The sequence below is a fragment of the Streptosporangium sp. H16 genome, assembly GCF_051918855.1.
Classification (GTDB): domain Bacteria; phylum Actinomycetota; class Actinomycetes; order Streptosporangiales; family Streptosporangiaceae; genus Streptosporangium.
The window spans coordinates 310488-322984 of sequence record NZ_JBPXMD010000006.1 but is presented as its reverse complement, the minus strand read 5'-3'; the positions used below and the strand labels follow the sequence as shown (position 1 = coordinate 322984).

Genomic DNA, 12497 nt, shown 5'->3' with positions numbered 1-12497 from the left:
TCCGGCGCGCCCTGCTTCCAGGGCGCGTCCCTGCCTTTCGGTACGTCAGGCGGAGGACGTCTCTACTTCCGGTACATCACGTCGACGTCCCACCGGGTGAAGCCCAGCTTCTCGTACAGGCGGAGCGCCGCCGGGTTGTCCTCGTCCACGTACAGCATCACCTGGCTCAGGCCCCGCGACCTCAGGTACGCCAGGCCGGCGAGGGTGAGCGACCTGCCCAGGCCGCCGCCCTGCTCGGCGGGGTCGACGCCGACGACGTACACCTCGCCGAGGGGTTCGTGCGCGTGGTCGCCGTCGCCGTGGACCTTGGTCCAGTGGAAGCCCACCAGCCGGTCGCCGTCCCCGGGACCGCCCGGCCGTACGGCGAGGAAGAATCCGGCCGGGTCGAACCAGGGCTCCCGCTCGCGCCGCTCCAGGTCCTCGATCGTCCACGCCCCCTGCTCGGGGTGCCGGGCGAAGGCCTTGGCGTTGAGCGCCACCCACGCCTCCCGGTCGGAGGTGCCGGGCTCGAACGTGCGCAGCCGTACCCCCTCGGGAAGCTCGAAGCCGGGGATGTCGGAGGACAGGGAGCGGCGCATCCGCCACAGGGACCTGACCTTGTCGAATCCCGCCGAGCGGGCGAGGGCCTCGGCGGCCGGATGGCCGCCGTGCGCCCACAGGCGCAGGTGCCCGCCGGTGTGGTCGAGCACCGTCTCCAGCAGCCGCCGCCCGTATCCCCTCCCGCGGAACGCCGGGTGGACGACCAGCTCCCCGCTGGGTCCATCGACGGGGTCGGTCGGGTCGACGTGGGCGTAGCCCGCGAGGTCGTCCCCGGCGTACAGCAGCACGGCTCCGGCCCGTTCGTCGCCGCCGTAGCGCAGGTGCAGCATCACATGTTCGTTGAGCGGCCCGACCCCGTCGGCCTCCGTGGCCGCCTCCACCACCGCGAGGACGCCGGACACCTCTTGCTCGCCGAGCGACCCTCGGTACTCCACACGCGCGTTCATGGTGTGGACTCTAAGCGGGCATGTCTTTCCCGAGCTCACCGGGGACTGGCAAAAGGCGCCATGCACCCGCCGGGTGAATCGTTACCTCTCGGTCATTCCTTGCACAGGTAGCCCCCTTAGTGTCGTGGTTCATGATGTCTCGTTCCTTCCAGCGGCTGGCCATGGCGGGCGTGCTCGCCGGGGCCGGTCTCGTGCTCGCGATGGGACCGGCCCAGGCGGGCAACAAGCCCGCCGGCCCCGCCGCCAAGACCGCCAAGACGGTGCCGGTCCGCCTGCTCTCCCTCAACGACTTCCACGGCCACCTCGAGCCGCCGACCGGTTCGTCCGGCCGCATGGTCGACGAGACCGGCGCCACGGTCGACGCGGGTGGTGCCGCGTTCGCCGCCACCCACCTCAAGCAGCTCTCCGACAAGAACACGCTGAAGGTCGCCCAGGGCGACCTGATCGGTGCCACCCCCCTGATCTCCGCGGCCTACCACGACGAGCCCTCGGTGGAGTTCCTCGGCAAGGTCGGCGTCACCGCCTCCGCCGTGGGCAACCACGAGTTCGACGAGGGGTACGCCGAGCTTAAGCGGATCATGAACGGCGGCTGCCACCCGGTGGACGGCTGCTCGCCCGCCGGTACGTGGAAGGGCGCGAAGTACAGCTACCTCGGCGCGAACGTCATCTTCAAGCGGCCCACGCGGGACGCGGAGAAGGAGGCGCTGGAGGCCCTGGGCGGGACGAACAGCGGCTCGCTGCGCAACCTCCTCAAGGACTACGGCATCCCCGCGCTGCCCCCGGTCGCGATCCGCTGGATGAACGGCGTGCCGATCGGCTTCATCGGCCTGGTCACCCAGACCACCCCGAACATCGTCACCGCCGAGGGCATCAAGAACCTCGAGTTCATCGACGAGGTGAAGGCCGCGAACGTCGCGTCCAAGCTCCTCAAGATCGTCGGCGTCAAGGCGCAGGTCGTGCTCGTGCACGAGGGCGACCAGGTCACCGCGGGCCAGTCGCCCGACGCGTGCGCCGCCCAGCCCGGCGCGGGCAACCGGATCGCCACCCAGGTCGACGCCGAGATCGACATGATCCTCAGCGGTCATTCCCACCAGGCGTACCTGTGCCAGGTGGCCGACCCCAAGGGCGGCACCCGCCTCTACAGCCAGGGCGGCTCCTTCGGCCGGGTCATCACCAAGGTCGACTTCCAGGTGGACGTCAGGACCCGCGACGTCGTGCGCTCCTCGGTCGTGGCCGACAACCAGGTCGTGACCAGGACCGTCACCCCCGACCCGGAGATCGCCTCGTTCGTCCAGACGTGGAAGGACCGCGTCGCGGCGGTGGCCAACAGGCCGATCGGCCGGATCACCGCGGACATCACCAACACCGCCGTGGCCTCCGGGGAGTCCCCCCTGGGCAACCTCATCGCCGATGGCCAGCTCGCCGCGACCAGGACCGGCGGCAACGCCCAGATCGCCCTGATGAACCCGGGCGGCGTGCGGGCGAGCCTCAACTACGCGGGCTCGCCCGCCGGTGAGGGAGACGGTGTGGTGACGTACGGAGAGGCGTTCACGGTCCAGCCGTTCAACAACCTCATGCAGGTGGTCACGCTCACCGGGGCGCAGCTCAAGACCGTTCTCGAGCAGCAGTTCGTCGGCGGTCCCAACGCCCAGGCGTTCACCAAGATCCTGCAGCCGTCGTCGAACTTCACCTACACCTACAGCGCGAGCGCGCCGTGGGGTTCGAAGGTCTCCGACATGAAGATCGACGGTGTCGCCGTGACGGACACGCAGACGATCAGGGTCGCGGCCAACAACTTCCTGGTCGGCGGTGGTGACGCGTTCCTCGCCTTCAGGGACGGCGCGGACGTGTGGAGCGGCCCGCTGGACATCGACGCCTTCGCCGCCCACTTCGCGGCGAACCCGTCGATCACGCCCCCGGTGCCCGACCACATCACGGTCGTTCCGTAACGCGGGCGAAAGACGCGCCACGCCGCGAGGATCGCGGTACGTCGTGAGGCATGGCACACCGTGAAGGTGTGACACGCGCGGGAGGCCCATCGGACGCGTCCGGTGGGCCTCTCCGCACGTGGTGCCGGCGGCGTTTCGCCGTACGTCGCGAGGAGCCCGGTGGGGCAGGAGGGCCGTACGCCGTGAGTGGTGTCCGCGGCTCGGCCGAGGCCGGCGTACGGCCGGGGATGTACGGGCGACCTCCCCCTTCCGAGGGTCGGCACAGTGGTCACGGTGGCCTACCGTGTCAGGGGTGAGGACCCGGAGAACCGACGCGCTGGTCGCGGCCGGGGTGCTGGCGGGGATCGTCGGGGGCACCTACGGCGGGCTGTCCAGCTCGGGTTTCCCCGAGCGTCCGCTGGACACGCTCGGCCTGACGCTGATCACGGTGTCGTCGCTGGCGCTGGCGTTCCGGCGGAGCGCGCCCCTGCCGGTGGGAACGATCACCGTGGCCTGTGCCGTCGCCTACTACGCCTGGCGGTATCCGGGGATCTTCGCCGCCGCGCCCGCCCTGATGTCGATCTACACGGTGGCGGTCCTCGGGCGGCGTCGTCTCGCGGTCTGGCTGGCCGTCGCGATGGCCGTGGGGGTCTACGGCCTCATCGCGCTGGCCGACGTCGACCCCGCCCCCGACGGCGGTTTCACCCTGCTCAGCGGCTGGCTGGTGGCGATGGTGGTCTTCGGTGAGACGGCCAGGAACCGCCGCGCCTACCTGAACGAGGTCGAGAGACGGGCGGCCGAGGCCGAGCGCACCCGCGAGGAGGCGGCGCTGCGCCGGGCCGACGAGGAGCGGCTGTGGATCGCCCAGGAGCTGCACGACACCCTCACGCACAGCATCTCGGTCATCAACGTCCAGGCCTCCGTCGCCGTGCAGCTGCTCGACCACGACCCCGCCCGGTCCCGCGAGGCACTGACCGCGATCAAGGAGTCGGGGCGGGAGGCGATGCGGGAGCTCCGCGCCACGCTGGGCGTGCTGAGGCAGGCCGAGCCCGACGGCCCCGAGGCGGGCCTGGCCAGGCTGCCCCGGCTGGTCGCCAGGGCGGAGGCGGTGGGGCTGCCGGTCAGGGTCCTCGTCGTCGGGGAGCGCCTGGACCTGCCCCCGGACGTCGACCGGGCGGCCTACCGCATCGCGCAGGAGGCGTTCACCAACGTGCTTCGTCATGCCGGGCCCGCGTCGATCACGCTGACGACCGAGTACCGGCCGGGAAAGGTCGTGCTGCGCGTCGAGGACGACGGGGAGTCCGCCGCGGAGGTCACGAGATACGGAATGGGGCTGATCGGGATGCGCGAGCGCGCCGTCGCCGCCGGAGGGTCGCTCACCGCGGGCCCGCGTCCGCAGGGCGGGTTCGCCGTCCGTGCCGAGCTGCCCCTGGCGGGTCGGCCGTGATCAGGATGCTGCCGGCCTGCGACCAGGCACTGTCGGGTCGGCCGTGATCAGGGTGCTGCTCGCCGACGACCAGGCGCTGATCCGCGCGGGCTTCCGGGCGCTGCTCGACATGGCCGGCGACATCACCGTCGTCAGCGAGGCGGGCAACGGTGTCGAGGCCGTCGAGATGTCCCGCGCGCTACGGCCGGACGTGGCGCTGCTGGACGTCAGGATGCCGCTGCTGGACGGCATCCAGGCCACCAGGAGGATCGGCGCCGACCCCGAGCTCGACGCGGTGCGCGTGGTGATCCTGACCAACTACGCCCTCGACGAGTACGTCTTCGCCGCGCTGCGCGCCGGGGCCGGGGGCTTCCTGCTCAAGGACATCGAACCCGCCGAGCTGCTGAGGTCGGTCCGGGTGGCCGCCGCCGGCGACGCGCTGCTCTCGCCCTCCGTGACCCGGCGGCTGATCGAGGAGTACGTGTCCACTCCGCCCAGGCCCGTCGCGGGGCCCGGCCTGGAACGCCTGACCGGCCGCGAGCTGGAGATCCTGGCGCTGGTCGCCACGGGCATGTCCAACGCGGAGATGGCGGAGCACCTGGCCATCAGCCACGCCACCGTCAAGACCCACGTCAGCCGGTCGATGACCAAGCTGGGGGCGCGCGACCGGGCGCAGCTCGTCGTCTTCGCCTACGAGTCGGGGCTGGTCACGCCCGGAGCATCGGGAGCGCCCGGAGCGCCCGGAACGCCCGGCGCATCAGGAACGCCTGGAGCGTTCGAAGCTCCCAGGGCGTTCAGAAAGCCCGGAACGTCCGGTACGCCTGGCTCGTCGTCCGGTGGACGCGCCTGAAGGGCACGCACATCACACGCACGTCACGCATGGCCGGACACGACCGCCGTACCCGTCCGGCGTGCCCGGTACAGGCGTGTCCGGCTCACCGCCCTCGCGAGAACTCCGCGGGGCGGCGGCGGGAACGTGCCACGACCGTTTCCGGCGACTCCCGGGAACCCCGGGACACGGGCCGAGGACGACAGGGGCCTAGCGGCGCGCGGGCTCGCGCTCCTCGACGGGCTCGTTGCCGCGCTCGGGGACGAACCGGTAACCGACGTTGCGGACCGTGCCGATCAGCGCCTCGTACTCGGCGCCGAGCTTGGCGCGGAGCCGCCGGACGTGGACGTCCACGGTGCGGGTACCGCCGAAGTAGTCGTACCCCCAGACCTCCTGGAGGAGCTGGGCGCGGGTGAAGACCCTGCCGGGGTGCTGCGCCAGGTACTTCAGGAGCTCGAACTCCTTGAAGGTCAGATCCAGCGCGCGCCCACGGAGCCTGGCGGTGTAGGTGGCCTCGTCGATCGACAGGTCACCGTTGCGGATCTCGTCCGGCACCTCCTCGGCGGCGGACAGGTGGAGCTTGCCCACGGCCATCCTGAGCCGCGCCTCGACCTCGGCGGGTCCAGCGGTGTCGAGGATGACGTCGTCGGTGCCCCACTCCGCGGTCAGCCCGGCGAGGCCGCCCTCTGTGACGATCACCACCAGGGGGCAGGCGACGCCCGTGGTGCGCAGCAGCCGGCACAGGCTCTTGGCCTGGACGAGCTCGCGGCGCGCGTCCACCAGGATCGCGTCGGCGGGCGGGGCGTCGAGCAGGGCGGATGCCTCCGCGGGCGCGACCCGTACCGAGTGCAGTAGCAGCCCCAGCGCCGGAAGCACCTCAGTTGAGGGCTCAAGGGCGTTGGTGAGCAGCAGGAGATTGCTCACGATGCCTCCTTCCCGCGTCATGTCGGCGATAGCCGTACAAACACGTAAGGACCCGGGGGCTACATTGCCCAGGTCCCGTAGTAGGTGAGGATAACCCACAAGGGTTCAGCGTCCAGCGAACGTCCACCTGGTGAACACCCGTTCTCCATGTGGATTCACCGTAATGGCACGGTAACCGTACGTGTGCTTGGGGAGTTGATTCACTGATGGCGACGGTCATTGTCAGATATTGGGCCGCGGCGAAGGAAGCGGCGGGGATTGCGGAGGAGCGGTCCGAGGCCGCGACGCTTGCCGAGTTGATGACGAAAATCACATCGAATCGTGAAGGGCTGGCTCGCGTGGTGAGCCGGTCGTCGTTCCTGGTGGACGGGGATCCGGTGGGCCTGCGGGCCCACGAGACGATCATCCTGACGGACGGGGCGACGGTCGAGGTGCTCCCGCCGTTCGCGGGCGGCTGAGCGAGGTGGACGCTACCACCGGCGCGGCGTTTCGGACAGGATTGCGGGGGGAGGTCACGCCAATGGCCCCTCTCGGGCCGGGGAACGAACAGGGAGTCGGATGCGCAAGCTGATCGGTTTTCTCCTCCTGCTTCTCGTTCTCGTGGTGATCCTCGACAGGGTCGCCGTCACGGGAGTCCAGCGCGAGATCGCCACGCAGGCCACGGCCAAGTACGACCTCTCGACCCCGCCGGAGGTCACGATCGAGGGCATCCCCTTCCTGACCCAGGCGATCGCCGGGCGCTACGAGGAGGTCAGGGTCGCCGCGGGCGCGATGACCATCTCGGGCATCCGGCTGTCGAGCGTCGACTTCACCCTGCGCGGCGTCACGGCCCCGCTGGAGGACCTGGTGCTCCGTCCCCAGCAGGTGGACATGCGCGCCGAGCGCGTGGAGGGGGCGGTGGTCGTCCCGGTGGAGACGCTCAACCAGCGGGCACCTCGCGGGATCAAGGTCAGTGTCGTGGGCGACGAGCTCAACGTCGGCGGGGAGATCACCGTGCTGGGACAGAAGGTGCCCGTGAAGGCGGCGCTGAAGGTCGAGATCGTCAAGGGCGGCCTGCAGCTCGTCCCCGGGAAGGTGACCCTGGGCGGAGGCATCCCCGTGCCCGATCCCGAGCGGTTCATCAACTACCGCATCCCGATCGGCAAGCTGCCGTACAACCTCAAGTTGACCGAGGTCAAGGCCGTTCCCGAGGGGCTGCGCATCTCGGGCGAGGCCTCCGACGTGCCCCTGCGAGGCTGAACGTGTCCCGTGCCTGAACCGGATCGTCCCGCCGTACGTCGTGAGGATGTGAGCCAAGCCGGAACCGCCGACGAGCAACTCGTCAGGGCGCTCTTCGACGAGCACGGCGGGCCACTCTACGGCTACGTGCTGCGGCTGACGGGCGACTCGGGGAGAGCGGAGGATGTCGTGCAGGAAACGCTGCTGCGGGCCTGGCGCCATCCTGACGCGTTCGCCGGCCGCTCCATCCGCGCGTGGCTGTTCACGGTGGCCCGCAACCTCGTCGTCGACCAGCACCGGGCGCGCAAGGCGCGCCCTCCGGAGACGGGTGACGAGGCGCTCGCCGTGGTGCCCGCCGACGACGAGCTGGAACGGGCCGTCGAGTCGTGGGCGGTCGCCGAGGCGCTGGCCGCGCTGCGGCCCGAGCACCGCGAGGTGCTGGCCGAGGTCTACTACCAGGGGAAATCCGTCAAGGAGGCCGCCGAGTCGCTCGGCATCCCCGCAGGAACGGTTAAATCGCGCACGTATTACGCGCTTCGGGCGCTCAAACTGGCGCTGGAGGAGCGGGGGCTCGCGCCATGATGATGACCTGTGACGAAGTACGGATGTCGCTCGGGGTCTACGCTCTCGGTGCCCTGGAGCCGGACGAGCGCGTGCTCGTCGAGGCCCATCTCGCCGAGTGCGCCGAGTGCCGGGCCGAGCTGGAGGAGCTGGCCGGGGTGACGGCGTTCCTCGGCAGGGTGTCCGAGGGCGACGTGGCGCAGGTGGCGAGCCCGCCCACGGCGGTGCTCGACCGGCTGCTCAGTGCCAAGGTCAGGCGGCGCCGTACGAACCGCCTGATGCTCTCGCTGGCCGCCTCGGTCCTGGTGGTCGGGCTCGGCGGCGGCATCCTGTGGACCGTCACCCAGAGCTCCCGGGAGGTCGGCACGGCGTCGGCGCCCATGGCGGACAGACCGGTGACCTCCGCGGAGGGCGGTCAGGAGAGCGTTCGGTCCTTCGAGGACCCGGCCGCGCCCGACAGCGACGCCAGGGCCAGTGCCCAGGCCAGGTCCTCCACGTCACCGCCCGGGGAGACCTTCGGATCCCCGGCGGCCAGCTCCGCACCGGATACCTCCGGGTCCTCGACGGCCGGTCCCGCACCGAAGACCTCCGGGTCCCCGACGGCCGGTCCCGCACCGGAGATCCTGCTCGCCCCCAGCGAGCTGCGGTTCAAGGGGGCCGACGACGCGGGCACGGTCCGCGCGGTGGTGACCGCGTCCGCGGGGGAGGGGGCGACCACGATCAAGGTCACGCTCACCGGGGTGGCCAAGGGCACGCGCTGCCGGCTGGAGGTGGTCGGGGAGGGCGGGCTCAGGGAGACGGCGGGCAACTGGGTCGTCAACCGGGCCGCCTACGACGCGTCGGGTGACTTCGAGGGCACCACGACGATCCCGCCGGAGCGGATCACGTCGTTCGAGATCACCACCGCCGGGGGACGGGTGCTGCTCACGATCCCCACCTCCTGACCCGTCCGGTGCGCCCGTCCCGCCGGGTCGTCCGCCCGGTCAGGGAAAACGGTCCGAGCGTGGGGACCGGCGCGGGAATGGCGCGGGGCGCACGCCTGTTGTCGTGTTCCGTGACCGGTTTGACGGTGGTGGTCGTCACCCTCGCCCTCGCCACGCTCGTGGGCGTGGTGCTGCGGCGACGGAACGGCGTGGCACGAGAGGTGAGGGGCGACGTGGAGCGGCTCACGTCCGGCGACATCCGCGCGGAGCTGGGGGAGCGGGCCACGCTCGTGCAGTTCTCCACCTCCTTCTGCCAGCCGTGCCGGGCGACCCGGCGGATCCTCGGCGAGGTGGCCGGGATGGTGCCTGGCGTCGCGCACGTGGAGATCGACGCGGAGTCCCGCCTGGACCTGGTCCGATCGCTGAACATCCTGCGCACCCCCACCGTCCTCGTCCTCGACGCGTCCGGGCAGGTCGTGAGGCGCGCCTCCGGCCAGCCCAGGAAAGCCGACGTCATCGGTGCCCTCGGTCTGGCGGTCGGCGAATGAGCGGGGCACCCTATCGCCCATTGAACGATCATGTCTCAGAAATTGGACAGGGATGTGACAGATGGCGGGACGCCGGGGTAATGTCGTGGACATGAACTCCACGACAGAGCTGCTCACGAAGCGGCGCGCGGTTGATTTCTGCCGCGTGACCACCGCTCTCTGTCGCGTTTCCTAAGGGCGATCTCAAGCGGCCGTCGAGCCGCACCGATCTGCACAACCCTTCAGGAGCATCAGGCGATGCAGGTTGATTCCCGAGCTCTCCGCTTCGCAGCGGCCGTCACTACCGTCGTCCTCGCACTCGTTCTCGTGACGGGCAGCGCGTGGCTGCTGGCGGCGCAGGCCGTCGTGTTCGCACTGGGCGTTCTCGGCACCTCGCCGTACGGGATGATTTTCAAAGGGATGGTGAAGAGCCCGCCGAAGGAACTGGAGGACGCCGCCCCGCCGCGTTTCGCGCAGGGGGTCGGACTCGCCTTCGCTCTGGTGGGCTTGGTCGGATACGTCGCACAGATCACGCCGCTGGCCCTCGGTGCCGTCGCAGCGGCCCTTTTCGCCGCATTTCTCAACGCCGCTTTTGGTTTCTGTCTCGGCTGCGAGATGTTTTTGATCATTCGCCGTTTACTACCCGCCGCACGATGATCCTGGAGGATCAAAATGAGCCGCTCCGCCGTCCTGGTCGACGCTGACTGGGTCGAGGCCAACCTCGACACTCCCGGCGTCGTTCTCGTTGAAGTGGACGAGGACGCCAGTGCATATGACAAGGGCCACATCCGTGGCGCCGTGAAGGTCGACTGGAAGCAGGACCTCCAGGACCCGGTCCGTCGCGACTTCGTCGACCGTGAGGGCTTCCAGGCGCTGCTGTCGTCCAGGGGCATCGCCAACGACGACACCGTGGTCCTCTACGGCGGCAACAACAACTGGTTCGCCGCCTACGCGTACTGGTACTTCAAGCTCTACGGCCACGAGAACATCAAGCTTCTCGACGGTGGCCGCAAGAAGTGGGAGCTCGACTCCCGCGAGCTGGTCAAGGACGTCCCCGCGCGTCCCGAGACGAACTACCAGGCCAAGGACCAGGACCTGTCCATCCGCGCCTTCCGTGACGACGTCGTCGCCGCGATCGGCAAGCTCAACCTGGTCGACGTGCGCTCGCCCGACGAGTTCACCGGCAAGCTGCTCGCGCCCGCCCACCTTCCGCAGGAGGCGGCGCAGCGCGGCGGCCACGTTCCCACCGCCCGCAACATCCCGTGGTCGAAGACCGCCAACGACGACGGCACCTTCAAGACGGACGAGGACCTCAAGGCCCTCTACGAGGGCGAAGGTGTCGACTTCTCCAAGGACACCATCGCCTACTGCCGCATCGGGGAGCGCTCGGCGCACTCGTGGTTCGTCCTCCACGAGATCCTCGACCAGGCCAGCGTGAAGAACTACGACGGATCGTGGACCGAGTACGGCTCGCTCATCGGCGTGCCGATCGAACTGGGAGAGGCCCGATAATGACTCAGGGATGCGCTGCTCCGGAACAGACTGTTGCCCTTCCGGCCGGGATCGACCTTTCGAGCCAGGCCGTCATCCAGGGCGTGGTGTCGGGCGCGGGCACGGCATACGCCCGCCTGCTCGACCACGCGGGAGAGTTCACCGGTGAGGTCGTGGTGTCCGACGAGGGCATCTTCCGTTTCTTCGCCGCCCCCGGTGACTGGACCGTCCGCATCATCGCGGGCGGCGGGGTCACCAAGGACATCCCGGCCCAGGCCCGCCTGGGTGAGGTCACCCAGCTCGCCGTGGCCGTCTGACCTCTCGGGGCCGGACTCGCCACAGCGAACAGCACATTGACCGAACAGCACGAACCAGCACGAATCAGCAGGGTGAGAGGACCGGCTCTTCTTCGGGAGGCCGGTCCTTTCCGTTGTGCCGGACGCGCCGGAGGCTCGCCGGTCCTGAAGGCTTGCCGGTCCTGAAGGCTTGCCGGTCCTGACGGTTCGCTCGTCTCGTGGTTCGCCGTTTCGGGGCTTGCCGTTCCTGAGAGGGCGGAGTGGTTTCTCCGCCCTCTCGCGTCAGACCGTGAGACGGTCCGCCAGCCGGTTCTCGACACGATCGAGGGCGTCGACGTAGTCGGGCTCCGGGGACATGGCCGCCGCCAGGCGCAGGTGGGGCAGGGCCTCGGGGAGACGGTTGGCGCGTTCGAGGGTCCGGCCGAGCAGGAACCGGGCGTAGTGGTCACCGGGAGTGCGCTCCAGGAGCGCCTCCAGCGTCTCCCCCGCCCGGCCGAGCTGGGCCGAGCCGAAGTAGGCGCGGGCCGCCAGCAGCCGGACGGCGGGGTCGTCGCCGTGATCGGCCAGCAGCGGACGCAGCGTCCACAGAGCGCCGAGGGGATCCCGGGCGTCCAGCAGCGCCTCGGCCTGGCGCAGCCACCTGACCTCGTCGGGGAGTTCCCGACGGGGAACGGCGTCCCGTACCAGGTCGGCGAGGACCTCGGCAGGCTGCGCGCCGGAGACCATCGTGTCGCCGACCGCGAAGGTCGGCGAGGTGGCGATGCCCTCGGCCTTGCCGCGCAACAGCTCGGAGCGGACCTCGTCCGCGCCGTCACCGCGGTCGAGCGCCTCGGCCATGCCGTCCAGACCGGCCTCGGCGGCGAGCGCCGCCAGGGTGGCGCGGTCCCCGATGTCGGAGCCCTCGACGAAGTGGGCACGCAGGATCCGCTCCACGACCGCGCCCTGGAGCGCGGCACCGCCCCGCCGGTGGGCGAGGGCGATCACCCGGTGGGCGTCGAACGTGTTCGCCCGCCACACGGCGCCTCGCGGCCGTCCGTTGTCACCGGCCCGCTCCCCGGTCGGGGTCGAGGCCGGGGTCGCGCGGAGGGCTCGCAGGGCGCCCTCGGCGACCGGGTCGCGCAGCTCCTCCTCCAGCGGTTCCGACGGCACCGGAGCCATCGGGTCGATGACGTACGGGCGCCAGACGATCTCCACGTCCTCGCCGAGTTCCGCCTGCTCCAGGCGTCGCCTGCCGATGTAGGCCCACGCGCAGGCCATGTCGGCCCAGACTTCCATGCGCTTCATTGCCGCTGCAACAAACGGGGCCGGTCGTTTATTCGGCGGGCCCTCCGGCCTCGATCGGTCCGGGTGACGAGCGTGGGGAATCTGCGGCGGTCGCCGTCTCGGCG

At 70.5% G+C, this 12497-nt stretch carries 14 protein-coding genes and 1 pseudogene; 12 read left to right on the top strand and 3 right to left on the bottom strand.

Going from position 1 to position 12497, the window contains the following annotated elements:
- Window positions 1–62: 62 nt before the first annotated feature.
- A complete protein-coding gene (gene mshD / locus ACTOQ2_RS13265; RefSeq protein WP_440099862.1) occupies window positions 63–986 on the bottom strand; it encodes a mycothiol synthase in 924 nt (307 codons plus the stop codon).
- A 131-nt stretch (window positions 987–1117) separates the two neighbouring features.
- On the opposite strand from mshD, the gene ACTOQ2_RS13260 reads away from it, so the two are divergent.
- The 3 genes and pseudogenes from ACTOQ2_RS13260 to ACTOQ2_RS13250 all read left to right on the top strand — a co-directional run.
- A complete protein-coding gene (locus ACTOQ2_RS13260) occupies window positions 1118–2935 on the top strand; it encodes a bifunctional metallophosphatase/5'-nucleotidase (protein ID WP_440099861.1) in 1818 nt (605 codons plus the stop codon).
- Window positions 2936–3227: 292 nt separating this feature from the next.
- On the top strand, window positions 3228–4361 hold the full coding sequence (locus ACTOQ2_RS13255; protein WP_440099860.1) for a sensor histidine kinase: 1134 nt from the start codon (window positions 3228–3230) through the stop codon (window positions 4359–4361).
- A gap of 43 nt (window positions 4362–4404) precedes the next feature.
- Window positions 4405–5058, top strand: a pseudogene (locus tag ACTOQ2_RS13250) (response regulator); the annotation flags it as partial.
- Between the two features lie 321 nt (window positions 5059–5379).
- Here the strand turns inward: ACTOQ2_RS13250 and ACTOQ2_RS13245 are convergent.
- Complete coding sequence (locus tag ACTOQ2_RS13245) at window positions 5380–6093, bottom strand: winged helix-turn-helix transcriptional regulator (RefSeq protein WP_344746945.1); 714 nt, start codon at window positions 6091–6093, stop codon at window positions 5380–5382.
- A 206-nt stretch (window positions 6094–6299) separates the two neighbouring features.
- Here ACTOQ2_RS13245 and ACTOQ2_RS13240 point away from each other — a divergent pair, with 206 nt between their 5' ends.
- From ACTOQ2_RS13240 to ACTOQ2_RS13200, 9 genes are all read left to right on the top strand, one after another.
- A complete protein-coding gene (locus tag ACTOQ2_RS13240; RefSeq protein WP_440082717.1) occupies window positions 6300–6551 on the top strand; it encodes a MoaD/ThiS family protein in 252 nt (83 codons plus the stop codon).
- 100 nt (window positions 6552–6651) lie between these two features.
- Window positions 6652–7332 (top strand): LmeA family phospholipid-binding protein, encoded by a 681-nt coding sequence (locus ACTOQ2_RS13235; RefSeq protein ID WP_440070450.1) that lies wholly within the window; start codon window positions 6652–6654, stop codon window positions 7330–7332.
- A 48-nt stretch (window positions 7333–7380) separates the two neighbouring features.
- Entirely contained in the window at window positions 7381–7893 is a 513-nt protein-coding gene (locus tag ACTOQ2_RS13230; RefSeq protein WP_350969222.1) for a sigma-70 family RNA polymerase sigma factor, read from the top strand.
- A complete protein-coding gene (locus tag ACTOQ2_RS13225; RefSeq protein ID WP_440099859.1) occupies window positions 7890–8816 on the top strand; it encodes a zf-HC2 domain-containing protein in 927 nt (308 codons plus the stop codon). Before ACTOQ2_RS13230 ends, ACTOQ2_RS13225 begins: the two co-directional genes overlap by 4 nt.
- 188 nt (window positions 8817–9004) lie before the next feature.
- Window positions 9005–9343: a TlpA family protein disulfide reductase gene (locus ACTOQ2_RS13220; protein ID WP_440099896.1), complete on the top strand. Its 339-nt coding sequence runs from the start codon at window positions 9005–9007 to the stop codon at window positions 9341–9343.
- A 61-nt stretch (window positions 9344–9404) separates the two neighbouring features.
- Window positions 9405–9518 (top strand): putative leader peptide, encoded by a 114-nt coding sequence (locus tag ACTOQ2_RS13215; RefSeq protein ID WP_362840590.1) that lies wholly within the window; start codon window positions 9405–9407, stop codon window positions 9516–9518.
- Window positions 9519–9580: 62 nt separating this feature from the next.
- Complete coding sequence (locus ACTOQ2_RS13210) at window positions 9581–9979, top strand: DUF4395 domain-containing protein (RefSeq protein WP_440099858.1); 399 nt, start codon at window positions 9581–9583, stop codon at window positions 9977–9979.
- A gap of 15 nt (window positions 9980–9994) precedes the next feature.
- Entirely contained in the window at window positions 9995–10834 is an 840-nt protein-coding gene (locus ACTOQ2_RS13205; RefSeq protein WP_440099857.1) for a sulfurtransferase, read from the top strand.
- Window positions 10834–11130: a DUF1416 domain-containing protein gene (locus ACTOQ2_RS13200; RefSeq protein WP_329089613.1), complete on the top strand. Its 297-nt coding sequence runs from the start codon at window positions 10834–10836 to the stop codon at window positions 11128–11130. Before ACTOQ2_RS13205 ends, ACTOQ2_RS13200 begins: the two co-directional genes overlap by 1 nt.
- A 261-nt stretch (window positions 11131–11391) precedes the next feature.
- On the opposite strand, the gene ACTOQ2_RS13195 is transcribed toward ACTOQ2_RS13200, so the two are convergent.
- Window positions 11392–12384 carry a DsbA family protein gene (locus ACTOQ2_RS13195; RefSeq protein ID WP_440099856.1) on the bottom strand — a complete coding sequence of 331 codons (993 nt, stop codon included), beginning with the start codon at window positions 12382–12384 and terminating at the stop codon, window positions 11392–11394.
- Window positions 12385–12497: the final 113 nt, after the last annotated feature.